Annotated in this window: 25 protein-coding genes; 9 read left to right on the top strand and 16 right to left on the bottom strand. The window is 74.2% G+C overall.

Features of this window, described 5'->3' with window-relative positions; genetic code table 11:
• Positions 1-33: 33 nt before the first annotated feature.
• A complete protein-coding gene (locus AMK13_RS31005) occupies positions 34-1,038 on the bottom strand; it encodes a hypothetical protein (RefSeq protein ID WP_074005043.1) in 1,005 nt (334 codons plus the stop codon).
• 256 nt (positions 1,039-1,294) lie between these two features.
• Between AMK13_RS31005 and AMK13_RS31000 the strand changes: the two genes are divergently transcribed.
• Together AMK13_RS31000 and AMK13_RS30995 are read left to right on the top strand one after the other, a co-directional pair.
• The gene (locus tag AMK13_RS31000; protein ID WP_074005042.1) at positions 1,295-1,954 is read left to right on the top strand and encodes a hypothetical protein; all 660 of its coding nucleotides are present in this window, start codon (positions 1,295-1,297) and stop codon (positions 1,952-1,954) included.
• 654 nt (positions 1,955-2,608) lie between these two features.
• Positions 2,609-3,049 (top strand): hypothetical protein, encoded by a 441-nt coding sequence (locus tag AMK13_RS30995; RefSeq protein WP_049657761.1) that lies wholly within the window; start codon positions 2,609-2,611, stop codon positions 3,047-3,049.
• A 90-nt stretch (positions 3,050-3,139) separates the two neighbouring features.
• On the opposite strand, the gene AMK13_RS30990 is transcribed toward AMK13_RS30995, so the two are convergent.
• Positions 3,140-3,736 (bottom strand): DinB family protein, encoded by a 597-nt coding sequence (locus AMK13_RS30990; RefSeq protein ID WP_079272640.1) that lies wholly within the window; start codon positions 3,734-3,736, stop codon positions 3,140-3,142.
• Between the two features lie 205 nt (positions 3,737-3,941).
• On the opposite strand from AMK13_RS30990, the gene AMK13_RS30985 reads away from it, so the two are divergent.
• Positions 3,942-4,511 (top strand): GNAT family N-acetyltransferase, encoded by a 570-nt coding sequence (locus tag AMK13_RS30985; RefSeq protein ID WP_074005041.1) that lies wholly within the window; start codon positions 3,942-3,944, stop codon positions 4,509-4,511.
• Here AMK13_RS30985 and mycP read toward each other — a convergent pair.
• The 4 genes from mycP to AMK13_RS30965 all read right to left on the bottom strand — a co-directional run bounded on the left by mycP (position 4,505) and on the right by AMK13_RS30965 (position 8,524).
• The gene (gene mycP, locus AMK13_RS30980) at positions 4,505-5,593 is read right to left on the bottom strand and encodes a type VII secretion-associated serine protease mycosin (RefSeq protein ID WP_206745855.1); all 1,089 of its coding nucleotides are present in this window, start codon (positions 5,591-5,593) and stop codon (positions 4,505-4,507) included. The genes AMK13_RS30985 and mycP overlap by 7 nt on opposite strands.
• A 200-nt stretch (positions 5,594-5,793) precedes the next feature.
• Positions 5,794-7,146 (bottom strand): hypothetical protein, encoded by a 1,353-nt coding sequence (locus tag AMK13_RS30975; RefSeq protein ID WP_158077764.1) that lies wholly within the window; start codon positions 7,144-7,146, stop codon positions 5,794-5,796.
• Positions 7,147-7,261: 115 nt separating this feature from the next.
• Positions 7,262-7,711 (bottom strand): hypothetical protein, encoded by a 450-nt coding sequence (locus tag AMK13_RS30970; RefSeq protein ID WP_049657753.1) that lies wholly within the window; start codon positions 7,709-7,711, stop codon positions 7,262-7,264.
• A 99-nt stretch (positions 7,712-7,810) separates the two neighbouring features.
• Positions 7,811-8,524, bottom strand: a complete 714-nt coding sequence (locus AMK13_RS30965) for an endonuclease V (protein WP_049657751.1) — start codon at positions 8,522-8,524, stop codon at positions 7,811-7,813.
• Positions 8,525-8,757: 233 nt separating this feature from the next.
• Between AMK13_RS30965 and AMK13_RS30960 the strand changes: the two genes are divergently transcribed.
• Positions 8,758-9,030, top strand: coding sequence for a hypothetical protein (locus AMK13_RS30960; RefSeq protein ID WP_074005038.1), 273 nt, complete (start codon positions 8,758-8,760; stop codon positions 9,028-9,030).
• Between the two features lie 36 nt (positions 9,031-9,066).
• Here AMK13_RS30960 and AMK13_RS30955 read toward each other — a convergent pair whose 3' ends face one another.
• Together AMK13_RS30955 and AMK13_RS30950 are read right to left on the bottom strand one after the other, a co-directional pair.
• On the bottom strand, positions 9,067-9,819 hold the full coding sequence (locus AMK13_RS30955; protein ID WP_074005037.1) for an RDD family protein: 753 nt from the start codon (positions 9,817-9,819) through the stop codon (positions 9,067-9,069).
• 74 nt (positions 9,820-9,893) lie between these two features.
• Positions 9,894-11,636, bottom strand: coding sequence for an RDD family protein (locus AMK13_RS30950; protein ID WP_074005036.1), 1,743 nt, complete (start codon positions 11,634-11,636; stop codon positions 9,894-9,896).
• 406 nt (positions 11,637-12,042) lie between these two features.
• Between AMK13_RS30950 and AMK13_RS30945 the strand changes: the two genes are divergently transcribed.
• Positions 12,043-12,459 carry an SsgA family sporulation/cell division regulator gene (locus AMK13_RS30945; RefSeq protein ID WP_049658875.1) on the top strand — a complete coding sequence of 139 codons (417 nt, stop codon included), beginning with the start codon at positions 12,043-12,045 and terminating at the stop codon, positions 12,457-12,459.
• 164 nt (positions 12,460-12,623) lie between these two features.
• On the opposite strand, the gene AMK13_RS30940 is transcribed toward AMK13_RS30945, so the two are convergent.
• From AMK13_RS30940 to AMK13_RS30930, 4 genes are all read right to left on the bottom strand, one after another.
• Positions 12,624-14,024: a glycosyltransferase 87 family protein gene (locus tag AMK13_RS30940; RefSeq protein WP_107418900.1), complete on the bottom strand. Its 1,401-nt coding sequence runs from the start codon at positions 14,022-14,024 to the stop codon at positions 12,624-12,626.
• Between the two features lie 174 nt (positions 14,025-14,198).
• Positions 14,199-14,372: a hypothetical protein gene (locus AMK13_RS43770; protein ID WP_158077763.1), complete on the bottom strand. Its 174-nt coding sequence runs from the start codon at positions 14,370-14,372 to the stop codon at positions 14,199-14,201.
• Positions 14,373-14,565: 193 nt separating this feature from the next.
• Positions 14,566-16,098 carry a sensor histidine kinase gene (locus tag AMK13_RS30935; RefSeq protein ID WP_074005034.1) on the bottom strand — a complete coding sequence of 511 codons (1,533 nt, stop codon included), beginning with the start codon at positions 16,096-16,098 and terminating at the stop codon, positions 14,566-14,568.
• Entirely contained in the window at positions 16,095-16,799 is a 705-nt protein-coding gene (locus tag AMK13_RS30930; protein WP_074005033.1) for a response regulator transcription factor, read from the bottom strand. Before AMK13_RS30930 ends, AMK13_RS30935 begins: the two co-directional genes overlap by 4 nt.
• Positions 16,800-16,933: 134 nt before the next feature.
• On the opposite strand from AMK13_RS30930, the gene AMK13_RS43085 reads away from it, so the two are divergent.
• On the top strand, positions 16,934-17,500 hold the full coding sequence (locus AMK13_RS43085; RefSeq protein WP_074005032.1) for a hypothetical protein: 567 nt from the start codon (positions 16,934-16,936) through the stop codon (positions 17,498-17,500).
• Between the two features lie 48 nt (positions 17,501-17,548).
• On the opposite strand, the gene AMK13_RS30920 is transcribed toward AMK13_RS43085, so the two are convergent.
• Entirely contained in the window at positions 17,549-18,154 is a 606-nt protein-coding gene (locus AMK13_RS30920) for a VOC family protein (RefSeq protein ID WP_074005031.1), read from the bottom strand.
• A gap of 273 nt (positions 18,155-18,427) precedes the next feature.
• On the opposite strand from AMK13_RS30920, the gene AMK13_RS30915 reads away from it, so the two are divergent.
• Both AMK13_RS30915 and AMK13_RS30910 read left to right on the top strand, forming a co-directional pair.
• Positions 18,428-18,910: an Lrp/AsnC family transcriptional regulator gene (locus AMK13_RS30915; protein WP_181970601.1), complete on the top strand. Its 483-nt coding sequence runs from the start codon at positions 18,428-18,430 to the stop codon at positions 18,908-18,910.
• 152 nt (positions 18,911-19,062) lie between these two features.
• Positions 19,063-19,833 carry a helix-turn-helix domain-containing protein gene (locus tag AMK13_RS30910; RefSeq protein ID WP_049654774.1) on the top strand — a complete coding sequence of 257 codons (771 nt, stop codon included), beginning with the start codon at positions 19,063-19,065 and terminating at the stop codon, positions 19,831-19,833.
• Between the two features lie 73 nt (positions 19,834-19,906).
• Here the strand turns inward: AMK13_RS30910 and AMK13_RS30905 are convergent, their stop codons facing one another.
• From AMK13_RS30905 to AMK13_RS30895, 3 genes are all read right to left on the bottom strand, one after another.
• Positions 19,907-20,713, bottom strand: a complete 807-nt coding sequence (locus tag AMK13_RS30905; protein ID WP_074005030.1) for a S16 family serine protease — start codon at positions 20,711-20,713, stop codon at positions 19,907-19,909.
• A 38-nt stretch (positions 20,714-20,751) separates the two neighbouring features.
• Positions 20,752-21,402 (bottom strand): IclR family transcriptional regulator, encoded by a 651-nt coding sequence (locus AMK13_RS30900; RefSeq protein ID WP_049654777.1) that lies wholly within the window; start codon positions 21,400-21,402, stop codon positions 20,752-20,754.
• A gap of 367 nt (positions 21,403-21,769) precedes the next feature.
• Entirely contained in the window at positions 21,770-23,602 is a 1,833-nt protein-coding gene (locus AMK13_RS30895) for a DEAD/DEAH box helicase (protein ID WP_074005029.1), read from the bottom strand.
• A gap of 312 nt (positions 23,603-23,914) precedes the next feature.
• Between AMK13_RS30895 and AMK13_RS30890 the strand changes: the two genes are divergently transcribed.
• Complete coding sequence (locus tag AMK13_RS30890; protein ID WP_049654781.1) at positions 23,915-24,340, top strand: SsgA family sporulation/cell division regulator; 426 nt, start codon at positions 23,915-23,917, stop codon at positions 24,338-24,340.
• Positions 24,341-24,360 lie beyond the last annotated feature (20 nt).

Below are 24,360 nucleotides of genomic sequence, written 5' to 3'. Positions count from 1 at the left end.
GCCGGCGTGTTCCGGTCGGCCGGCGTCGCCCGCTCAGACCACCAGCAGCTCCACCACGTCCGTCCCGCCGACCCGGTACGCCTCGCGCAGTTCGCCGCCGACCGCGTCCGGGTCGGCGGCCAGCGCGGCCCCGCAGACGTACACCACCCGGATGCCCAGGTACTCCATCCGGTGCTGCCCGCCGCGCACCCAGGCGGCCTCGCCCTCGCTCACGCTGCGCAGCTCCGAGTCCACCTCCACCGCGACGCCCCGCTCCGGCCAGTAGAGGTCCGGGACTGCGATGTACGTGCCGCCGCGCATCCGCAGCTCGGGGGCGTTCAGCGGGGCGGGCAGCAGCCGCTCGTCCACCAGGCGGCCGATCCGCTCCAGCGCCAAGTCCCGCTCGGCGGCCAGCAGTTCGTCCAGGGCGGCCCGAACCCGCGGTTCGCAGGTCAGCCCCGAGTCGGTCAGCTCGGACACCAACTCCCGTACCGTGCAGCGGTTCCCGGGCAGGGCGACGGCCTCCCGCAGCACCTCGCGCACCGGCGCCGCGCCACCCGGCTCCGCCGTCCACTCGACCAGCGCGTCGGCGACCGCCCGGGCCACCGGCGCACAGGCCAGGCCGTGCACCGAGCGGGCCACCAACTCCCGTTCGGTGCGCCGGATCCGCACCTCGCCGACGTCCTTCAGCCGGCGCTGCCGGGGCACCAGGACGTCCACCCCGGTCACCGCGGGCAGCCGGGGCACAACCGTGAAGCCGTACAGCGCCAGCGCGGCCGTACCGGTGATCACCGCGCCCTCCCGGCGGCCCTCCTCCCGGCCGTTCTGCGCGGCGTACAGCAGCGCGGCCCACATCCGCTGCTCCGGGGTGGGCTCGGCGGACTGCAGCAGGTAGACCCGGGGCAGCACCCGCCGCCAGGGGCCGCCCCGGCGGCAGTGCTCGGTGATGATCCGGGCCGGCACGCCCCGGGCGCGCAGCTGGCTCGCGGTGACGACGTTCTGTTGACGCTTCGCCAGCTCCTCCAGGGACGGCGGCGGCGACGGAATCCGGTAGCTCATGCCGACACCATCCCCAACCGTCCGGACCCGCGACCGAGACCCTGACGCACTGTTACCCAACCGTCGCGAAACCGGGATCAGCCCGCACTAAAGTCCTCATACCCTCACTCATTTGGAGTAATTGACGCTCATCAGGTTGTCATATGTGATCGAAAACGATCGCCGACCTGGTCGCCTGACCCAGAGTGATCAAAGGCATACGGCGAGGGACCCCCAAGGCGTCAATCCCGCCCCGGGGATTGCCTAGGCTTACGTCATGTCACGTGACGAGACCGCCGGCCTCCGCGCGGCCCAGCTCCGCCTCGGCCGTCTGCCCGGATACGTCCGCCGCCCGGACCCCGCCCGCCGCAGCGGCGAGAAGGGGCATACGTACAAGAAGGGCTGGGAGGTCCGCTTCACCGCCCGCAGTGAGGCCGAGATAGCAGAGATCCGCGACCTCGTGGTCGCCGCCGGGTTCGCCCCGGCCAGGCCCTTCTTCAAGGGCCACCAGCTCATCCAGCCCGTCTACGGCATGGCGGCCGTACAGGCCTACCTGGCCGCTAGACAGGCCGCCGAGGAGCATGCCGCCCGAGCCGCGCTCGGCCGCCGACGACGGGCCACCGGACACGCCCCCGGGGCGCTCGCGGGGGGCGTGCACGCCCCCGCCGCGCACGCCACGGGTGTGCACGCGGCGAGCGCCCACGCCGCGGGTCCGCATGCCGCCGGCGCCCACGCCACGGGCGCGGCGCACACGGGCCCGGCGCACCGGTGCGAGCGCGAGGAGGCCGCCGCCGGGGCAGCTGCGGCGGCTGCGGCCGCGGCAGCCGCGGCGGCGCAGGCGGCCCGGCGACGGGCCGTCGAAGCCTTCCCCACCCAGGTCGAACGGGACACCGCCGTCGACCGGATCTCCCCCACGGAGGCCCGGACGACCTCCTGACGGACAGCCGGCCGCTCCGCCCGCCCTCCCGCCCCCGGCGTTCCGCCCGGCCCGACCCGGGCCGCCGGGGTGTGGCGGACGCGCCCGGCGGCACACCGGCGGTCGCGGGACCACCCCGTCCAACGGCCGCCCCACCAGCGCGCCCTCCGCCCCGGCGCGCGGCGGGCGCCGGGTCCACCGCGTCCACGGCGCACCCGTTCCGCGCACGCCGTCCGGCCCGCCCGCGCGGACGTCATCGCGGTGACGACCATGCCCTCTTCCGTGGCGATCTTCCCCACGATCGTGAGTGCGGTTGTGCGGGTGGTTGTGCGCACCCAGGTTCGCGCCCTGGGCGTGGACGCCAGCCTCCACAGGGCCTACGGTGGCACATCAACCGCCCTGCGGCCGCCGTCGCCCCACACCCTCTGACCAGCCGCGACACGCTCGCACCTACGACTCCCGCGCCACTGCGCAGCACCGCCCCACCGGCCCTCGCCGGCCCTCCGCCCGGCCGTCCCGCCACCTCGCCGCACCCGGTCGCCACCGGAACCGGCCTGGCGGCGGCGGGTTCCGGGCATTCCATCGGATTGGTCACCCAGCGCACCGAGGGCCTACCGTAGAGTGAGCACAGATGATCGACCGTCAGAAACCCATCTCCCTTTCCGAGAAGCCGAGATGACCAACCGTCACGAGAGTTCAGCCGAGCCGCCCCCGAGGCCCGGCGAGCCGGCGGAGGTGCCCCTGGAGTTCACCGCGTTCTGCGAACTCCACCGCCCCCGGTACCTCAGCTACGCGCGCGTGTGGCTGACCGAGCACAGCGCCGCGGCCGTCGCCGTCCAACAGGCCTTCGCGGAAATCGCGGTGCACTGGCGGGAGTTGATGGGCAGCTCCAACCCCACCGCGCACGCCTGGGAGATCCTGCGCGGCACCGTCGCCGACCACACCCGCCAGGCGACCCCCGCCCCGGACCGCCACCCGGCCGACGACGACCTGGCGATCCTGCACTACGTCGTCGGCCTCGCCGCCCCCGAGATCGCCGACGTCATCGGCACCGACGCCGCCAGCGTGGCCGGACGGCTGCGCCGCACCATGCTGCGCGAGGCCTCCGGCTGGTGACCCCGCGCCCCGGCCGCCTCCGGTCCGGCCTCAGACCGGGCCTCGGCCCCGCTCCCGGGGCCGGCTCCAGGACCGGCTTCAGGACCGGCTTCAGACCCGCTCGCCCGTCACGTCGAACAGGTGGTGCACCGGGTCGTGGATCAGGTACCGGGAGAACGACTCGACCGTGAACCGCGCCCCGTCGCTGCGGCTCCCGGTCCGCGCCCACTGCGCCCCCGCCACCCGCTCGAAAGCGGCGGCGAGCGTCTCAGCGGCCTCCGCCAGCTCCCCGGCCACCACCTTCGGGTCCTGCTCCCCGTAGCGCTCGGCGACGGCCGTCTCGTCCTGGTCCCAGTTGGGGAACAGCGGGTCCTCCAGGTCCAGCATCAGGTTCAGCCGGACCTCGAACAGCCGGAAGACGTCCCGGACGTGGCACGCGTACTCCAGGTCCGACCACACCCCCGGAGCCGGCCGCCGGCGCAACCCGTCCACATCCCCCGCCAGCACCGCCAGCCAGCCCTCCGCATTGGCCCGGACCATCCCGGCCACGTCCTCCCGCACCACCCGCGGAGTCTCCAACCCGCAGTCGGGGCACGGGCGTTCCAGCACCCAGGTCCAGTCCTTGGTGTCGGGGACGATCCCGTCGTCGGCGGTGTTCGTGGCGGCGATCGACGTGCTCTCGACCCGCGTGCGCTCAGGAGTGCTCATGGGCCCAGCATCTCCGCCACCGGGGGAACCCCACCAGCGGCAATGACGCCAGCGGTCGCCGAAATACTGCCACCCCCGGCGCATTCACCCGGCGCGTCCGCCCGACACACGCCCCTGTCCCCGCGCGCACCCCAACCGGTGCGCGCCCGCACGCCAGGACTAAACACGTGGACGAACCGGAAGCCGACCATCCATCCTGGCCGCCATGACCGCTCCCACCGATCTCGCCGCCCTCGCCGTGAAGCCCACCCTGCACGGCCCCACCATCCGACTCGTCCCCCTCGACGAACGGCACACCGACCCGATGTGGGAACTCTGCGCCGACGAGACCACCAAACGGCTCACCGGCACCCGCACCGCCTTCACCCGCGACCGGATCCACCAGTGGTGCACCACCCGAGCCCAACAGCCCGATCGCCTCGACCTCGCCGTCGAAGACCCCGCCACCGGCCGCTTCCTCGGCGAGGCCGCCCTCAACGACGTCGACCCCGACAACTCCTCCGCCGGCTACCGGATCGCCCTCACCCCGGACCACACCGGCCGCGGCATCGGCACCGAAACCACCCTCCTGGTCCTGCGCCACGCCTTCGAGACCATCCGCCTCCACCGCGTCCACCTCGAAGTCTTCGAGTACAACGAACGCGCCGCCCACTCCTACCGCAAGTCCGGCTTCACCCTCGAAGGCCGCTCCCGCCAAGCCCACCACTGGGACGACCGCTACTGGGACGTCCTCCAGATGGCCGCCCTACGCGACGAATGGCTCGCCACTCACTGACCCGCCCCCCGCCGCCTCCGCACCACCAACACCCCGACAAGGGCAACCACCAACACCAACCCCCCGGCCGCCACCCCCACGACCACCCCGACCCCGTTCCCGCCGCTCCCCTTGTCCCCCTCGGGGACCATGGGCACGACGGCGGGCTCGTCGGTCTCCTCGTCCACCGGAGGCGGAGTGCCCTTCGCCTCCATCCGCCCGAGCAGGGGGTTCTCCCGGGGCCCGTTGTCCACAGCGGGATTCGCCTCCAGGGCCTTCGCCGGCGCGACGAGCCCGTAGCCGTAGTGGTTGTCGGGTACCGCCGTCCCGTTGGCCGGCGGCGTGGCCGTTTTGATCATGCGGTTGATCACCTGCCCGGCGGACAGGTCGGGGTACTTCGACCGAATCAGCGCGGCAGTGGCGGCGACGTAGGCCGTGGAATCGGAGGTGCCGTTCGCAACCAGGTAGCTCGTCGGTGACTTCGCCCCGGCGTGGTTGATCCCGACGCCTGGCGCGATGAGCGTGGTCTCGGGGCCGGACGTGGAATCGCCCCACACAACACCCTTGGAATCTGCCGCCCCCACGGCCACGACGCCGGGGAAGGCGGCCGGATACCCTACGCCGTTGCTTGAACCGTCGTTGCCCGTGCCCGCGATCAGAACGACGTCCTTCGACACCCCGTACGCAACCGCCTTTCGCGTCTGCGAGTCGAATCGCGAGCCCCCCCCGAGAGAGATGTTGACGACCTTCGCGCCCTTGTCCACCGCGAAGCGGATGCCCGCCGCCAGGTCGTTCTGCTCGGGGATGGGGCCTTCGTCGTTCGTCCGCACCTTCACCGGAAGGATCTTCGCCTTCGGAGCCAGGCCCATCACTCCGGCCTGAGTGCCGTGGCCGTGGCCGGCGATCAGACTCGCCATGCCCGTCCCGTGCCCATTGGTGTCAACACGACCATCCGACTGGGTACCCGAGAAATCAGCCCCTGGAAGAACCTGCCCGGTCAGGTCCTGGTGGTCCGGGTTCACCCCGGTGTCGATCACCGCGACGACGACGCCCTCGCCCTGGCTGACCGGCCAGACCTTGGCCTCGGCCTCGAAGGTCTTCAAAGCCCATTGCTGGTCCCTGACCTGATCGGCCAAGGCCGCCGGCCCGGCAACACCCCAGACCAGTGCCCCGGCAGCAAGGACCGCCGTACCACGCGCCAACCAGCGGCTCGTCAAACCCGGTCACCCCACTCAGCGAGGCATCCCGCAGGCCACCGACCTGCGGGATGCGATCAGATCACCAGTCCGCCTACGGACCGGCCTCATTCCACCACGTTCGGGTTGGTCGGCTTGTCCGACGCCCAGGTCTCCTCGTCCTCGACGAGGTAGTCCGGCCGCTTGCCGTCCTTCTCCCGTTCCTTCTTGCGTCCCTGGGTACCGGTCAGCGGGATACCAGGAGACATGCCGTTCGCACCTGCGACGCCGGACTCGCCCCTGAGGCGGTTCCGCACTCCCAGCCCGGACCCGCCTTCCGTGAACGCCTGCTTGCCGTGTGCCCCGGCATCGGGCGGCGTCGCCCCTCGGACGGAACCGCCTGGTCGGCCCTGAGGCGCACCGGTCTGCTTGCCTCCGGTGGCTCCACGGCCGCCGGCTCCGAAGCCCGGATTGACCTCACCGCCACCACCTGCGACAGCCCGGCCCGCCCGCGGGCTCACGCCCTGCACCGGTGTCTCGCCACTGGTGGACCCGCTGCCTCCGTATCCGGGCCTGCCGTTCCCGATCCCGGGCAGGGCCACCGGATTCTGCGCGGTCGGTCCGGCCGGGCCGACGACCGTCTGCCCGCCTCCGGTCGGGGCCGGCCCGGTCACGGGGCCCGTGACCGGGCCGGTGCTCAGGCCGGAGGTCTGGGTGCCCGAAGTGGGAGGCGTCGGCACGCTACCGCTCGGACGGGACACCGGAGTGCCGGAAATACCCGCTTCGGGACCGCGACCCACCGTGCTCGACGGCTTCGACAGGGCTTGCGCCGTACCACCCTTGATGCCGGAGTCGGTCGCGACAGCCGCGTTCCTGGCCGAGGAGCCGGCCGCCATCGGAGGCTGGGAGGACTGCGGACGCTGCGGCCCGGGGGCGGGTGCGGTCCGCGCGGACGTTCCCCCGGCTCCGAGCGAGGTACCCGACATGACCGCCGCCGCCATCGCCGCGGCGTTGCCAGGGTCGTCCTGTGATCCCTGCTCAACGGGCTTGTCGACACGCTGGTTCGTCATCGGCGGGGGCTTCAGGGCCGGGGTGGCGACGCGGTAGTGCATGGCGAGGGTCTGCATGATGGCGGCCGCTTCGGCCTTCTTGCGGTCGGCGAGGGGGATGTGTTCGTCGTCGTCGCCGAAGAGGGCGTCGCCGACGGTGTCCTTGACCTTGTCCCAGTTGCCGGGTTCCTCGGGCATGTCGCGCTTGGCCTTGGCCATGGCTTCGGAGGTGTTGTGGAGGGTGTTGGCCGCGTCGTTGGCGTAGGCGGCGGCGTTGTTGATGCTGGCGGCCAGGGTGAGCATGCGGGTGTGGAAGGCGTCGCTGGTGGTGCCTTCCCAGGAGGTGGCGGCTTCGGTGCTGGCCTTGGTGAGGGTCTGGCGGATCTGCTTGAGGGTGTCGGCGGCCTTGCGCCAGGGGTCGCCGGCGGCCATCACCGCGCCGGGGTCGAGGGCCTGTGCCATGGTGCGGAGCTGGGCGTGGCTGTACTTGGTGAAGTCGGTGTAGACCACGGGCGGTCGGCCTCCGTTCGGGGCGGGCGGGCGGCGGTCAGACGGTGGCGTTGCCGCGGGTGGACGGGGTGCGGTTCTGCTGGGCTGCGGCCTGGCTGCTCGCGGAGGGCTGGGCGACGGACCAGCCGTCGTCGCCGAGCTTGAGCTTCGTGGCGGTGTGCTGGTCCTGCTCCTCGTAGTTGGTGGCGGTGAGGTCGGCCTTCTGCTGGGCCTCGTTCACGGCTTCCTGGAGCTGGTTGAGGACGTCGCGCAGCGCGTCCCGCATGGTGCCGTAGCGGCCGTGGATCTCGGCGGCCTCGGCGAAGGTCCCGAAGGCGGTCTTGCCGATGCCGCTGCGGCCGTGGGCGTCGGTGCCGTCGGCGTGTTTCTGGAAGTCGGCGAGCAGCAGCCGTACTTGGCCGGCGAAGGCGCGGAGCTGTTCGACCTCGACGCGGTAGCCCTGTCCGGCTCCGCCGGTCGATCCGGTTCCGGTGGTTCCTGTGCCCATGTCGGCGCCTCCCCCGTGCGTCCGTCCCCCTGGCGGCCGGGGCCGGGCCCCGGTGTCTCATGTCTAACACACCGGGCCCGAATCCCGCCCGGGGCATGGTCAGTTCGCGTTCGTCCCGGTGCGTCGGGCGTCGGCGAGGGCGCGGCGGCAGAGCGAGTCGGCGTGCCGGGTGGTTTCGGGGAGGCGGTAGTGGCGGGCGAGGTCGAGGGTGGTGCGGACGGCGGTGTCGAGGCCGGTGCGGTGGCCGACGGAGACGAAGACGGGTTTGACGCCGGCCCTGGTGCGGACGGCGCGGCCGACCTCCTCGCCGGTGGCGGGGTCGGTGAGGGGGGTCCAGGAGCCGCGTGGTGCGTCGGGTTCGTGGTGGTCGAAGGTGAAGGGGGTCTTGGCGACGCCGAGGGTGCGGAGTCCGGTGAGGATGCCGAGGTGGCTGGCGAGGCCGAGGCGGCGGGGGTGGGCGAGGCCGTAGCCGTCGCAGACGACGGTGTCGGGGGTGCGGGTGAGGGCGGCCAACGCGTCGAGGACGGCGGGGAGTTCGCGGAAGGCGAGCAGTCCGGGGACGTACGGGAAGGCGATCCGGCCGACGGCGGTGGCCTGTTCGACGACGTCCAGGGTGTCGCGGTCGAGCAGGACGGCCGCGGCGGCGACGAGGTCGTGTTCGTCGTCGTAGGCGACGTCCACACCGGCGATCAGGGTGCCGGGGGCGGCGGGGTCCCGGCCCGGGTCGTCGTGGGGCTGGACGAGCGGGCGCAGCCGCTCCTGTTCGGCGAGTGCCTCGGCCTCGGTGGTGGGCCAGTCGGCGGGGATGGGCATGGTCGGTTCCCCCGGGTACGTGGTGCTCGGTGATACGTGCTCAGCGACAGTGCGTGGCAGGCGCCGGTCTCACCGTACCGAGCGGGCCGGACGACCCCGGGGTGAGCCCGTGCGCCCCCTGTGCCCCCGCCTCCGGGGGCTAGCCTGGACGTACCCGTCCTCCCCGCGGGGTAGCACCACTGGAACCGGCTCCACTCCCGCCCGTTTCCCCCGACGTGCGAAGGACCCCCGCCATGCCGCGCCCCTCCGTCGCCCAGGCCTGCCTCGGCTCGTTCACCGTCGTCGCCACCACGGTGGCACTGCTGGCCGTCTCGGGCGCCTCGGGCGTCCTGGCGGTCGTGGTGCTGGTGGGGTTCGCGCTGGCGCTCGGCACCGTGGTGACGGTGCTTTCGATGTCCGCCGCCGCGGCCAGGTCCGCCACCGTGGCGTCGGGCTCCGGGGCCCCGGCCGCCCCGCCGCGCCCCACCGCGACCGCTGCCGGGCACGCGTACGCCCGGCAGCGCTGATCCGCCGCCGGGCGCGGGCGCGTCCCGCCGCGCCGCTCAGACCTCCGTGGTGACCACCACGGTCTTCGCGGCCTTGTCGTGCAGGCACTGCCGGTAGGGCTTGTCGAAGACGCCGAAGAGGCCGTCGACGATCCACCAGAGCGCGGCGCAGCAGAGCACGGCCGGGAGGATGAAGACGGCGGCGCGGGTCCAGGCGGCGGACTGGGTGGGCTTGTTCCCGTCGACGAGCATGGCGACGCGGATCTTCATCGCCTTCTTGCCGAGGGTCTGGCCGTCCCGGCTGAGCATCAGGGCCTCGTAGACGAGGTAGATGGCGCAGCCGAGCCAGAACGCCTCGGTGGAGCCGTTGCGCGTGCTGAGGTCGGTGAAGGGGCCCACGATGATCACGCCGACGGCCTGCATCAGGAGGTAGTCGATCAGCCGGGCGAGGAACCGCTTGGGCCAGGTGCCGATCGGCGGCATGCCGGGGACGGGGCCGCCGCCGGGGGTGCCGTACGCGCCGGGGCCGTAGCCGGTGCCGTGGCCGGGCGGCGGCTGGTCGTACGGGTTCTGGCCGTACGGGTTCTGACCGGGGGTCGGTTCGCCGTACGGGCTTCCGCCGTAGGTGCCCTGGTAGGCGCCGGGGCCGCCGGACCGGTCACCGGACGAGTCACCGGACGGGTCGTGGGACGGGGTCGGGCCCGACGGCTCGCCTTCCGGCGTGCCGCCGCCCGGCTGCGGGGGCTGCTTGTCGAAGGAGGGCGTACCGCCCCCCTCCGGCTGGGGGCCTGAGGGGTCGTGGGTGCTCATGCCCCCGAGTAGAACATCACACATTCTCGATGTTCGGGACATTTTGTCCGTTTTGCACCGAGCTCTACCGGCCCTCAGCCGCGCACCACCCGGGTCCGGGCCGCGCGGTCCTGCCAGCCCCGCCGCGCCGTACGGTCGAACACCGGCCAGACCAGGCCGAGCAGCAGCACCGCGCCCAGCTGCCGCACGGCCCAGCGGAGCAGCGAGCGGCCGAGGCTCAGCCTGGTGCGGGCCGCGGGGGCGGCGGCGTCCACCACGCGGATCCGGACGATCCGCTTGCCGAAGGTCTGTCCGGTGCGGGCGACCGGCAGCACCTCGTAGAGCAGGCTGACGAACAGCAGGATGCCGATCAGCACGGCGATCTTCCCCAGCACCACGTCGTCCACCAGCCAGACCTGGACCTGACGCCGGGCGAGAGCGCTGGCCATCCGGGCCTGGTCGACCTTCTGCCGGAGGTGGTCGGAGACCGAGTTGCCGAGCGGGATCCCGGCGGCGACCGCGACCACCAGCAGCACGGCGGTGTCCACCGTCCGCGCCGCCAGTCGGCGGCCGAGGCCGGCCGGCCCGGGGATCCGGGTGGTCCGGGCGTCCCGGGAGGTCCGGGCGGCCCGGGAGGTCCGGGCGTCCCGGGTGGTCCGGGCGGCCCGGGAGGGCGCGGGGACGGGGGTGGCGGCGGACGGGCGGGGCTGGACGGCGGTCTCCCGGACCGCCCGTACGGCGGGCAGCGGAGCGGCGTGGGCGGAGGCGGTCGCCGCCGCCGCGGCCAGGGGCTTCGAGGCGGCCGCGGTCGCGGCCGGAACCGGGACCGGGGCCTGAAGCGGGCTCCGGAGCATCTCCTCGCCGACCACCGGCACCGGGCCCGAGGCCAGGACGGCCGGCACCGGGGCCTCCCGCACCGCCACCGCCACGGCGGGAGAGCCGGCGGCGGCCAGTTCCGCGGCAATCGGAGCACGCTCGGGCTCCGCACGCCCCTGTTCCGCGTCGGGCGCCTCCGGAAGCACCCCCCAGGAGACCCAACGCGGCGCGTCGCCCGTCTCCATCAGGCCCCGCTGCGCCCGCGGATCGGCCTGCCAGCCGGACTCGAAATCCCCGGCGACCGGAGCGGCGGCCGGAGCCGGGCCCAGCCCCAGCCCCGGAACCGGGGCCGCCTCGGGCACCGCACCGAAGGCCACCGGCGCGTCCACGACCCCGGGCGGCTCGGCGCCGGCGAAACCCGACGGCCCCCCGGACGGCGCCCCGGAGGACCCCCCGAACGGCACCCCCGGCGAAACCCCCGACAGCACCCCCGGCCCGTCGACCGTCCGGAACACCGGCCCGCCGATCACCTCCGCCACCCGCGGCCCGAGCACGAAGGACGCCCCGCCCGAGGTCTGGTCGAAGTACACCGGCCCGGTGTCGCCCCCACCCGCCGGCAGCCCGCCCCGCATCTCCGCCACGGACCCCGGGGGCGCCACCCCGGAAGGCGCCGACCCCGGGGGAACCGACCCCAGCGGCACCGCCCCCAGGGCCACCGGCTCCGGAGCCGCCGGTTCCGGGGCCGCCGGCCCCGCACACCCCGCCTCCGGCGCCACCGCCTCCAGCAGCACCACCGGCGGCGGCACCGCCCGCGCCGCCGGTCCGCCCGGGACGGGAGGGCGGGTCGCGTACCGGGGCGGCGCCGGCATCTCGCCCTCGGCGGGCGCGGGCCGACTGGTGCCGGGCACCCAGGCCGAGCCGCCCCAGTACCGGATGAAGCCGGGAATGGAGGGGTCGGGGTAGTAGCCGGGCTCGGGTGCGACGGCCGGGTCGCCGGCGGCGGCGAAGGGGCGGTCCGTCATGGGGGTCTTCTTTCCTGGCAGGGCCTGACGAGGACGGTGCGGGCCGACCGGGCCCGACCACCGCAGACGCGTCCCCCCGCGCGCACGACCAGGCGCGCGCCCGGCGTTCGGCGCGCGTGGGGGAGCCACCGATGGGCGGACAGTCGCCGGGCAGTCACAAAGGGTAGTACCTCATCGAAGCCGTGACGGAAGGTTCGCGAATCCCCGGACAGCGGAGGGTGGCTCAAGGTAAGGAACCCAGCGCACGACGATGGCCCGCGCGCCGTGCCACCCGCCGTTCACCACCCCTCACCAAACTTCCCGAAGAAATCCCGGAAACGTGTGTAAGAGCCGGTGCGGACCGCCCTCTCAAAGGTCACAGGGGCCCGGAACCGGGCACCGCCCGAAGGCAGAGAGGAAGACGATCATGGAGCGTCCCGTCAGCGTCGTCGAGCACGAGCTGGAGCTCAACCTGGTGCTCTCGCCGGAGCACAGCGTCCCCGTCCCGGCCCGACTGTCCTACGGCAGCCACGACCCGTACGCCGTGTACATCACCTTCCACCTGGACACCGGTTCCCCGGTGACCTGGGTGTTCGCCCGCGAGCTGCTGGTCGAGGGCACCTTCCGCCCGTGCGGCCAGGGCGACGTCCGGATCTGGCCGACCCGCTCGGGCCGGCGCAGCGTGCTCTGTCTGGCCCTGAGCTCGCCCGCCGGGGACGCCCTGCTGGAGGCCCCGCTGCCGATCGTCGCGGCCTGGCTGGAGCGGGCGCACCGGCTGGTCCCGCCGGGCAGCGAGCTGGCCGCGCTGGACATGGACGGCTCGCTCGCCGAGCTGCTCGCGTAGGCGTGCGCCGCAGCGTGCACCGGCACGGACAGCAGCAGCGACACGAACACGGACACCCGCGAGAGCACGGCCACGACCGCGGCCGCGACCACGAGCACGGGCAGCGGGCTCGGCAGGAACGGCAAGCGCGGGAACAGGGAAGCAGGAGCGGCGCCCCCGCCGGCTCAGCGGGCCGCGGGGGCCTGCTGACGACCGCGGGCGGCGTCCGGGCCGCCGGTCTCCCGCTGTCCGGGCAGCCGGACCAGCGGCGCGCCGGCCGAGCGCCGTCGGGCCCTTATCCGGACGGCGGCGGCGAGCAGGAAGCAGAGTCCGACCCACGGGTAGACGGAGGTCGGCAGCTGGCGCCACGGTGACATGTCGAGGACGGCCAGGCCGACCGGCTTCGCGGCCCACATCGCGAAGGACAGGAAGGCGACCAGCGTGGCCCAGAAGGCGGCCCGCCAGCGCAGTCGGCGGACGCCGGCCGGGCGGGCGTGCTCGACCGAGGCCTCGGCGGCGAGCAGGACGAGCATCGGCACGCACCAGACCCAGTGGTGGGTCCAGCTGATCGGCGAGATCAGGACGGCGGTGACGGCCGCGCAGCAGACGCCCCAGGCCTCGGCCCGGGGCAGCCAGCGGCCGCTGCGCGCGGCCCAGGCGGCGACGGCGAGGCCGGCCACCGCGACCAGGCCGGCGCCGAGGGTGGCGACGGTGCCGGGGTCGGCGCTGTGCAGCAGGCGGGCGAAGGCGCCGCGCATCGACTGGTTGTCGACGATCCAGGTCTTGCCGACCCGGGAGGAGTCGTAGAGGTACTTGGTCCAGAAGCCCCAGGTGGCGTCGGGCAGGACCAGGGCGCCGAGCAGGAAGGTGCCGAGGAAGGTGAGGCCGGCCACGAAGGCGGCCCGGATCCGTCCGGTGACCAGCAGGTAGACGGCGAACAGGCCGGGGGTGAGCTTGATGCCGGCGGCGATGCCGATCGCCACGCCCTTGCTCCGCCGCCCGTCCGGACGGGTGAGGTCCCAGAGGATCAGGCAGGCCAGCGCGAGGTTGATCTGGCCGTAACGGAGCGTGGTGAAGACCGGTTCGAGCCAGACCCCGAGGCCGGTCACCAGGATCACGCCGATCGGCCGCAGCTCGCGGCGCGGCCACCCGGCCAGCTTGAAGGACAGGTGGGTCAGCAGGGCGAGCAGCCCGATGTTGCCGAGAGTGATCGCCACCCGGAGGAAGGGCACCGGGAACCAGGTGGTCGGGACGAACAGCATCGCCGCGAACGGCGGGTAGGTCGCGGGCAGGTTCCACTCGGTGACGCGCAGCGCGTACAGGTCGGTGCCGTTGGCCACGGCGGCGCCCTCGGCCCGGTAGACGATCATGTCCACCATCGAGGTGTGCACGAAGTGGCGGACCACCGCGTACACCAGCAGGGACAGCAGCGCGACGGCGGAGGCCGCCAGCAGCGGGCGGCGGGGGGCCTCGCGCAGCGCCCGGACGGGGGCGCCGAGGGCCCGGCGCAGCCGGTCCGACAGGGGGGCGGGCGAGGGGTCGGGTGCGGTCCGCACCGGGCTGCGCTCGTCTTGCACCGCTGTCACTGTCCACTCCGTCCACGGCTGGGCCAACCAGCGACGATACCGGATGCCGCCCGGGCGGAACCGGACACGATCGACTACCCGGCGTGACGAACCGGCCCTGACCAGCCGTCCTCCGCCGCGAGCGGGGCACGGACGGCCAGGGCCGGGAATCAGGCGATCACGCGATCACAACCTTCAGCCCTTGTACGCCCCCAGGGCCCGGGTGAAGTCCACCTGCTGCTGGACGACGCTGGAGCACGTCGCGTCGGCATGGGCCTTGGCCCCTGCGACCAGGTCGTACGGCGGGTGGAGCGGGGTGTCCACGCACAGGGTGTGTCCGGCCCCGGCGCCGACCGGGGGAACGGGCACACCGGTCGCCGTGGGGGTGACGGCCGGGGTGGGGTCGGCGCCGGGGTGGAGGTCGGCGCGACCGACGCTAGCGGTGGGCCGGGGGCGCGGCGGGCGGGCTGAGCGAGCGGTAGAGGTCCCTTAGGCCGCCGTTAAGGAAGAGCGCACGGGCGCCGTACCGCCACACCTGGCGCCCGGCCACCCCGAGCCGCCGTCACTTCTGGAACAGCGCGCCCCGGCTCCGCCGCCGTCCGCCCCGCGCGGGCGCCGCCTCCTGCGGCCCGGTGCGCAGCCGCAGCCGGGTCTCGGCGCCGCCGAGCACCGCGGAGCGGCCAAGCGCGAGGTCCCCGCCGGTGGACTCGGCGAGCTTGCGGACGATGTCCAGGCCGAGGCCGGTGGAGCCCTCGCCGCCGTGCCCCTCGCCGCGCTTGAGGGCGGCGGCCGGGTCGCTGTACCCCGGTCCGGCGTCGCCGACCAGCACGATCACCGAGCAGTCGGTGGCCAGTACGTCCACCGAGAAGGCGGTGCCGACGGCGGTGTGCCGGAAGACGTTGCCGAGCAGCGCGTCGACGGCGGCCGCCAGGTCGCCGCGCTGGACGGGCACCGGCGCCGCCCGCTCGGCGCCGGCCAGCTGCCAGCGGCGCCCCTCGTCCTCGGCCAGCGCCGACCAGAAGGCGACCCGCTCCCGGATCACCTCGGCGGCGTCGCAGCCGACCGCGACGACGGGCGCGTCCTCGGGGGCGCGGCGGGCCGAGCGGATGATCTGGTCGACCTCGCGCTCCAGTTGGGCGACCGCGTGCCGGGTGGCGTCGGCCGCGTCGCCCTCGCCGAGCGAGGCGGCGTTGAGCCGCAGCACGGTCAGCGGGGTGCGCAGCCGGTGCGACAGGTCCGCGGCCAGTTCCCGTTCGGCGGCGAGGAGTTGGACCACCCGGTCGGCCATGGTGTTGAACGCCTGGCCGGCCTCGCGCAGTTCCTCCGGGCTGCCCGCGACCAGCCGGCCCTCCACCGGGACCCGCACCGCGAGGTTCCCGGCGCCGAGCGAGCGGGCGGCGGCGGCGAGCTTCCGCGCGGAGGCGACGATGCGGCTGCCCATCCGGTCGGCGACCAGCACCGAGATGGCGACCAGGCCGAGCGCCACGGCGGAGAGCACCTGCCAGGCGGTGGCCACGCCCCGGGTGAGGTCGCTCTCGGCCACGAACACCTCGACCACCGCGGTCCGCCCGGTGTCCACCGCGACCGGCTGGAGCAGGGCGTACCCGCCGGCCACCTTCACGGTGAAGGAGCGGCCCTTTCCGCCGGCCGTGGCCACGTCGGCCGCGGCGGCGCGCCCCTCCCCCAGCATCGGGCCCTCGGGCTCGCCGGTCCCGGCGGCCGCCGCAGCAGGGCCGCCCCCGCCCGTCCCCGCGGCCACCGTCCCGGGGGCGCCCCCGCCCGTCCCCACGGCCGCCGCCTCGGCGCCGCCCGCTCCGGCGGGCTGCCCGGCCGCCGGAAGGTGCACCGCCATCCGCCCCTGCCCGCCGGCGTCCGTACTGGCCAGGGCCCGGTTGACCGCGTCCTCGTCGGTGGTGATGGCCAGGGCGGGCCCGAGCGCCGCGGCCTGCCGTTCGGCGGCGGTGAAGGCCCGGTCCCGCGCGGTCTGTTGGACCATCAGCCCGAGCGGGATCAGGAAGGCCAGCGCGACCATGGTGGTCCCGGCCACCGCGGCCTTGATCAGGGCCCAGCGCAGCGAGCGCCCGAACCGCCTCATGTCCGGTGCTCCGGCAGTCCTCCGGCGGCCTCCAGTCGGACCCCGACGCCCCGGACGGTGTGCAGGTAGCGGGGGTTGGAGGCGGTCTCGCCGAGCTTGCGGCGCAGCCAGGAGAGGTGGACGTCGATGGTCTGGTCGCCGCCGTAGGTCTGCTGCCAGACCTCGGCGAGGATCTCCTTGCGCGGCACCACCACGCCGGGCCGGGCGGCCAGGAAGGCCAGCAGGTCGAACTCACGGCGGGTCAGGTCGAGCGGCCGTCCGTCCAGCGCGGCCTCCCGCCGCTGGAGGTCGATGGCCAGTCCGCCGACCCGCAGCACCTGGGCGACGGGGGCCGCGCCGCTGCCGAACCGCCGCAGCACGGCGGTCATCCGGGCGCTGAGGTGCTCCCCGGAGAAAGGTTTCACCAGGTAGTCGTCGGCGCCGTCGTTGAGCAGCCGGATGATCTCGGCCTCGTCGTCCCGGGCGGTGGAGATGATCACCGGCACGTTGGTCAGGCCCCGGATCATCTTGAGCGCCTCGCTGCCGTCCAGGTCCGGCAGGCCGAGGTCGAGGATCACCAGGTCACAGCCGACCTGGGCGACCTCCCGCAGCGCCTCCAGAGCCGTGCCCACACTGCGGACCGCGTGACCGGTGTCGGTCAGGTGCCGGATGAGGGCGGATCGTACGAAGGGGTCGTCCTCGACCACGAGCACTGTTGCCATGGGCCTGCACGGTACGCCATCGCCGGTCAATGGTCTGTACCTCGGGGGTGGGTCCGGACATTGTGCAACTGCCCTGCTGAATACCGGGGGTGCCGGTCTCCATCCGTATGGAAATACGGCAGGATGTGCGGACGATGCGGAACGGACTGGTACAGCTCGGCGCCTGGGCGGCGGCCACCGGGGCGGCGGTGGCGCTGTCCTGGCTCGGCGTGCACGCGGTGCTGACCGGCGCCGCGTTCGAACGGCCCACGGCGCTGCCGCTGCCCTCCCCGAAGGCCGACGGCACGCTGCACTCCGCGCCCGCCACCGCGGACCAGCCGCGCTCCGCCGCACAGTCCACGACCCCTTCCCCGGCGGCCTCCCCGACCACCGGCACCACCAACGCCGCCACCACCGCCACCGCCCCGCACGGCCCGGCCCCCGCCACCACCGCCGCCGCGCCGCCCACCCGCCGGCCCGTCCCCACCGCCACCACGACGTCCACGGTGAAGAGCTACCCGATCCCGGGCGGCAAGGTCGCGCTGGACCTGAAGCCGGACCGGGCCACCCTGGTCTCCGCCACCCCGGACCCGGGCTGGCAGATGCAGGTGTGGACCGACGGCCAGTGGCTGCGGGTCGACTTCACCCGGGGCGACGAGGCCAACTCCGTCTTCGCCTCCTGGAACGGCCACCCGCCGATCGTGGAGACGGCGATCCGCTGAGGCGCTTCCGGCGGACCGTCAGGAACCGGTCCGCCGCACGACGCCCCGTCAGAGGCCGTCGCACGGCACGTACCCCGGCAGGTACGGCCCCACGTACCCCGCCCGGTCCACCAGCGTGTGCCTGGTCCCGCCCGGCACCCCGATGGTGGCGAGCACCACCGCGCCGTAGTCGTCCCGCGCCTCGTACGGCTCGGCCAGCGACAGCGCGCCCCGGTCCACCGCGTAGTCGTAGGCGTAGTAGACGTCCGGCACGCTCACCGCGAGGTCCAGCACCCCGTCCCCGTACCGGTCCAGGTACGCGGTCAGCTCCCGGCCGCGCGGGCCGCCGGTCCGCACCCGGGGCGCGGTCCGGGAGGCGGTCCGCACCGGCGCGGCGGGCCCCGGCGGGGCGGCGGGCACCGGGGAGGTGAGCACGATCCGCGTGCCCGGCGCCGCGAGCACGTACGAGAGCAGCTCCGGCTCGCCGGTCTCCGGCCCGGCGTACGCGGTACATCGCAGCCCGAGCGCGGCGCAGTAGCGGCGGGCCGCCCGCTCGGCGTCGGCGACCGCGAAGACCACCGCGTCGGCGCGGCCCATCGGCAGCGGCCCCGCCTCCGCCGGGTCCGGTGGGAGGTCTGCCCCGAACAGGGCGGGTTCGGCGGCGGTGTCGGTCATGACTGCCCTCCCGGTAGGCGTACGGACCATCGTGGCCGCCCCCGGCACCGGGGGTGGGGCCCTGCGCACGGGGGTGTGGCTGGAGGGTGTCGCCGGGCCGACCCGCGCGCAACTGTTCCGTTTCCTCCTGGTCAAGCTGTGCCCCGGAGCGGGAGAATCGGCCGCGCCGCTGTACAGAATGCCCACCACAGGACGGTGCCGCGAATGCCCCCCGCCCACTCGCCGAGCTCCCCCGGCTCCCCCAACTCCACTGCCCCTCAAGGGAATTCCATCGTGGGCAGTACGAACGACACGATCGACCCGCTGGACGGCCGGCTGATCCGGCTGCTCGCCGAGGAGCCCCGGATCGGGGTGCTGGAGTGCTCGCGCCGGCTGCAGGTCGCCCGGGGCACCGTCCAGGCCCGGCTGGACCGGCTCCAGGCCAAGGGCGTGATCGGCGGCTTCGGCCCGGAGGTGGACCCGGCGGCGATCGGCTACCCGGTGACGGCCTTCGCCACCCTGGAGATCTCCCAGGGGCAGGGCGCGGACGTGCGGGCGCACCTGGCGAGCGTGCCGGAGGTGCTGGAGCTGCACACCATCACCGGGATCGGGGACATGCTGGTGCGGATCGTGGCCCGGTCCAACGCCGATCTGCAGCGGGTGATCGACCGGGTGCTGGGCTTCGACGGGATCGTCCGCTCGTCCACCGCGATCGTGCTGGAGAACCCGGTGCCGTACCGGATCCTGCCGCTGGTGGACCAGGCCGCCGCCGAGTAGGAGGGTCCGCGCCACGCCACGCGCCGATTCGGCATAGGCAGGAGGCGTCGGGGGCCGCAAGATTTATGTATGAACGTTCTACAAATCCTGGCGCCGCTCTCCGGCCCGCTGATACCCGTGGCGGCCGCGCCCTCCCCCTGGTCGGCCCCCGCATGACGAACGCCGTCGCGGCCGACGGTACCGCCCCCACCCTCATCGCCTCCGCCCAGCGGGCCCTGCGCCTGCTGGCGGCGGCCGCCCGCTACCCCAAGGGCGCCACCGCCAAGCAGCTCGCCCGGGACACCGACCTCGCCCTGGGCACCGCCTACCACCTGCTGCGCACCCTGGTGCACGACCACTACCTGGAGCGCCACAGCGGCCGCTACCTGACCGGCCCCGCCGTCACCGGGCTGGTCCGGGACGACGGCCCGGCCACCGACCGGGCCCGGCTCAGGGCCCTGCTGGGCCTGCTCGCCGACGAGCTGTCCGCCGCCGTCTACTTCACCTGGTACCGGCACGGCGAGGTGGAGCTGATCGAGGCCGCCGAGGCCCCCGGCGCGCCGCTGATCGACCGGCACAGCTGGCGGGTCGGCGCCCACGCCCACGCGGCCGGGAAGACCCTGCTCGCCCTGATGACCGCCGAGGAGCGCCGGGCCCACCTGGCCCGCTACCCGATGGTGCCGTTCACCCCGTACACCCTGCGGGACCCGGCCTGCCTGCCGCTGCTGCCCCGCCAGGGCCCGCGGCGGGCCGTCCCGATCACCCAGTTCCAGGAGTACGCGCTCGGCTCGGCGGGTGCGGCGGTGCCGATCGTCGCGGGCAACGGCATCGGCGCGATCTCGGTCTCCCTGCCGATGGCCCAGGCCCACCGGCTGGCCGGGATCGCCGCCGAGCTGCGCACCCGGCTCGGCGAGGACTTCGCCGCGGTGGCCTTCGGAATCTGACCACGCGGGCCGGGCCGACCCCGTGCGGGGGGACGCCCGGCCGGCCGGAGGCCCGCACGAGGCCGGCCGGAGGTCAGCAGGACGGGACGCTGCCGCCGCTCTTCAGCGCCTCCAGGGCGGAGACCGCCTCGCCGAGGGTGCCGACCGGCACCAGCCGCAGCGACTTCGGGGTGTTCACCTTGGCGTCCGAGCACTCGTCCTTGGGCAGCAGGAACACCGTCGCGCCGTCCCGGGCCGCCGCCTGCGTCTTCAGGGGGACGCCGCCGACCGGGCCGACGGTGCCGTCCGCCTCGATGGTGCCGGTGCCGGCCACGGTGAGCCCGCCGGTGAGGTCGCCGCCCTTGCCGTCGCCGGCCAGCTTGTCGACGATGCCCAGCGCCAGCATCTGGCCGGCGCTCGGGCCGCCGACCGCGCCCAGGTCGACCTTGACCTTCACCTGGTCCGGCGACAGGCGGAGGTAGTTCAGCGCGGCCGCGGTGGCGGCGTCCTGGGACTCGGCCATCTGCGCGGCGGTCGCCTCGTCGGCCTTCACCGGGTTGCTCTCCGGGTAGACCGTCTCGGTCGGGCGCACGGCCTCCTTCGGGTCGAACCAGGCCTGCATCGAGCGCCAGAAGGTGTTCTTCTGCCCCGGGTTGGTCGCCGTGATGGTGACCATCCGCAGCTCGCCCTCGGTGGTGCGCAGCGGCGCGCCCGTGATCGTGAGGACCGGCTTGTCCTCGTACGAGCCCAGGGTGTCCGCGGTCAGGCCCGGCCAGGTGATCGTGTACGGCAGCGGGACGAAGGCGGCCACCCCGAACAGCGCGGCGACCAGCACCCCGCACAGCGTGAGCGCGCGGGTCCGCGGGGAGGTGAGGGCCTTGGAGAGCTTGGTGTCGGACACAAGGGGAATCCAAACACACCCGACACCGGGTGCGGGCGCTACCTCAGGGCGTCGGCCACCTCGGTCGCCGCCTCCACCACCCGGGGGCCGACCCGCTCGGGCACCATGCCGTTCAGCATCACCACGCCGACGCTGCCCTCGATGCCGCTCAGTCCGACCAGCGCGGCGGCGGCCCCGCTCGCCCCGGACTGCTCCTCCGCCCGGGTGATGACGAAGCCCTGCTCGGGCCGGCGCTGGCTGGGGAAGGTGCGCGCCTCCAGGATCGCCCGGCCGGCCGCGCTCTCGGTGAGCGGGTGGCGCAGGCCGGTCCGGTAGGCGACGTGGAAGTCGGTCCAGCTGGGCTCGACCACGGCGACGGCCAGCGCCTCGTTGCCGTCCACCAGGGTCAGGTGGGCGGTGGCGCCGAGGTCCTCGGCGAGGCTGCGCAGGGCCGGCAGCGCGGCCTCGCGCAGCAGCGGGTGCACCCGGTGCGCGAGGCGCAGCACGCCGAGGCCGACCCGGGCGCGCCCGCCGATGTCCCGGCGGACCAGGCCGTGCTGCTCCAGGGTGGCCAGCAGCCGGTAGACCACGGTCCGGTTGACGGCCAGCCGGGCGGCCAGCTCGGTCACGGTGAGCCCGCGCTCGGAGTCGGCGAGGAGCTTGAGGACCCGGACGCCGCGGTCCAGGGTCTGGGAGGTCTCGGCTGTCACGACGGGCAATCCTTTCCGCGGCGCTCGCGGGGCGGGCGGCGCCGTTCCAAGGTCGGTGTCGCGCGCAGGTGGGGGTGGCCGCGCTCGGGCCGTACGGCGTCGTCGTTGACGCGCACGGCCCTGCGACGCCGTCCCGCGGGGGTTGCCCGACGGAAGAGCGTGGGGGAAAGGTAGTGAAGGAAATGACGCGACGGAAGTGGTTGTCCAAAATTCGGGCGTGATCAACTCCAACAGCGCCTCGAATTCGGGACGAACCCCCGCGATTCGCCGGGTGCGTCGGGCTCCGGACGCGCCCCCGGTCCGATGACCGGACGCGCCGCCCTTCGAAGCCCCTCCGCCGGCCGCCCCCGGCCGGCCGCCGCCCGGACTAGTTGGCCCACTCCCGGATCTTCACGATCCGCGCCTTGAGCTGGTTGGCGGTGGCCTGCGCGGTGAGCGGCCCGCCGCACTGGCGGCGCAGCTCGTTGTGGATGGTGCCGTGCGGCTGGTTGGTGCGGTGGTGCCAGGCGGCCACCAGCGCGTTCAGCTCCTTGCGCAGCTCCCGCAGCTCCTGGTGGGTGACCACCGGCCGCTGCTCGGCCGGCAGCTCCAGCAGGTCGGCCTCCTCGGCGGGCTTGGTCTTGCTGCGCTGGATCTGCCGGTGCTGGCGCTTCTGGAGCAGCATCTGCACCTGGTCCGGCTCCAGCAGGCCCGGGATGCCGAGGTAGTCCTCCTCCTCCTCGCTCCCCGGGTGGGCCTGCATGCCGAACTCCATGGCGTTGTACAGGACCCGGTCGAAGACCGCCTCGGAGCCCAGCGCCTCGTAGGAGAACTCGTCGCCGCCCGCGCCGTCCGGCCCGTCGTTGGCCCGCTCGGCCTCGGCGAGCAGCCGGTCCTCCTCGTCGAAGAGGCCGTCGCCCTCCTTCTTCGGCCGGTCCAGCACGTGGTCGCGCTGGAGCTCCATCTCGTTGGCGAAGCCCAGCAGCATCGGGATGGTCGGCAGGAACACCGAGGCCGTCTCGCCGCGCTTGCGGGCGCGCACGAAGCGGCCGACGGCCTGGGCGAAGAACAGCGGGGTGGAGATCGAGGTGGCGTAGACCCCGACGCACAGCCGGGGCACGTCGACGCCCTCGGACACCATGCGGACGGCGACCATCCAGCGCGAGGTCCCCTCCGCGTAGTCGGAGATCCGCTTGGAGGCCTCGGTCTCGTCGGAGAGGACCAGGGTGACCTTCTCGCCGCTGATCTCGCGCAGCATCTTGGCGTAGGCGCGGGCCACGTTCTGGTCGGTGGCGATGACCAGTCCGCCGGCGTCCGGGATCGCCTTGCGGACCTCGGTGAGGCGCCGGTCGGCGGCCTGGAGGACGGAGGGGATCCACTCGCCCTGCGGGGACAGCGCGGTGCGCCAGGCCTGGGCGATCAGGTCCTTGGTCATCGGCTCGCCGAGCCGGGCCTCCAGCTCGTCGCCGGACTTGGTGCGCCAGCGCATGTTGCCGCTGTAGCTGAGGAAGATCACCGGGCGGACGACGTGGTCGGCGAGCGCGTGCCCGTAGCCGTAGGTGTAGTCGGCGATGGACTTGCGGATGCCGTCGCTGCCCGCGTCGTAGGCCACGAACGGGATCGGGTTGGTGTCGGAGCGGAACGGCGTACCGGTCAGCGCCAGCCGGCGGGTGGCCGGTTCGAAGGCCTCGAAGCAGGCCTCGCCCCAGGACTTGGAGTCACCGGCGTGGTGGATCTCGTCCATGATCACGAGGGTCTTGCGGGCCTCGGTCCGGTTGCGGTGCAGCATCGGGTTGACCCCGACGCCCGCGTAGGTGACCACGATGCCGTGGTAGTCCCGGGAGAGCGGCCCGGAGGAGTACGCCGGGTCCAGCCGGATGCCTATCCGCGCGGCGGCCTCGGCCCACTGCTTCTTCAGGTGCTCGGTCGGTGCGACGACCGTCACCTGCTGCACCAGGTGGTTGTGCAGCAGGTACGAGGCCAGGGTGAGCGCGAAGGTGGTCTTGCCTGCGCCCGGGGTGGCGACCGCGAGGAAGTCGCGCGGCTGGGTCTCGATGTACTTGTCCAGCGCGCCCTGCTGCCAGGCCCGCAGCTTGCCGGCGGTGCCCCAGGGGGCGCGGCCGGGGAAGGCCGGGGAGAGGTGGTGCGAACCGGCGGGCGCGGCGTGGCCGACGGATCGGACGGGCGCCTGCGGCTCCGGTACGTCGGAGAACAGCGGCATCGAGGAGGCGGCGGCAGTACTCACGGTCTCCGAGGGGGATCATCGCAGGTCAGAGGCGGTTTTGCGGCCTCACCCCGCGGTCGGGCGGCAATCGGACAACCCGCCCAGCGTACCGGGTCCGGCGCCGTTCGGGCCTCCAGGCGGCGCTCCGCGCCGGGCCCGCGCGGCCGGAAATCGATGTGACCCGGATCACACCGATTGCCTCGTGGAACCCGGTAAGCACCACCGGTCCCGGGACTCTCACCAGGGTGAGGCCGCAGCAACCCTCACTGCTGTCACGCAGCCTCGCACCGAACCGAAGGGACCCCGCCCGTGCGCACCGTCGAAGAGACCGTCCAGGCCCGCCTGATCCTCTCCTCCCACCGCTCCGTCCGGCTGCGGGTGGGGCTCTCCTACCTGCCGGAGGACCCGCTGGCCGTCCGGATGGCCTTCCCCGCCGAGTTCTCGCTGGACGACCCGGCCGAGCGCCGGGGCTCCGAGGACATCGTCTGGGTCTTCGCGCGCCAGCTGCTCTCGGCCGGTCTGGAGCTGCCGTCCGGCGCCGGGGACGTCCACGTCCGGCCCGCGGTCGGCCGGCGCACCATGGTCGAGCTGCGGGCGCCCGAGGGCACCGCGCTGCTCCAGTTCGACGCCGCCGACCTGCGCCGCTTCCTGTGGCGCAGCCGGCTGGTCGTCCCGGAGGGCGAGGAGCACCTGCACCTGGACGCCGACCGCGCGCTCGCCCAGCTGCTCGGCTGACGGGGGCGCCGGCCCGCGGG

Source organism: Streptomyces sp. CB02056 (assembly GCF_001905545.1).
Taxonomy (GTDB): Bacteria; Actinomycetota; Actinomycetes; order Streptomycetales; family Streptomycetaceae; genus Kitasatospora.
This window is presented reverse-complemented; position numbering and strand designations above follow the sequence as displayed.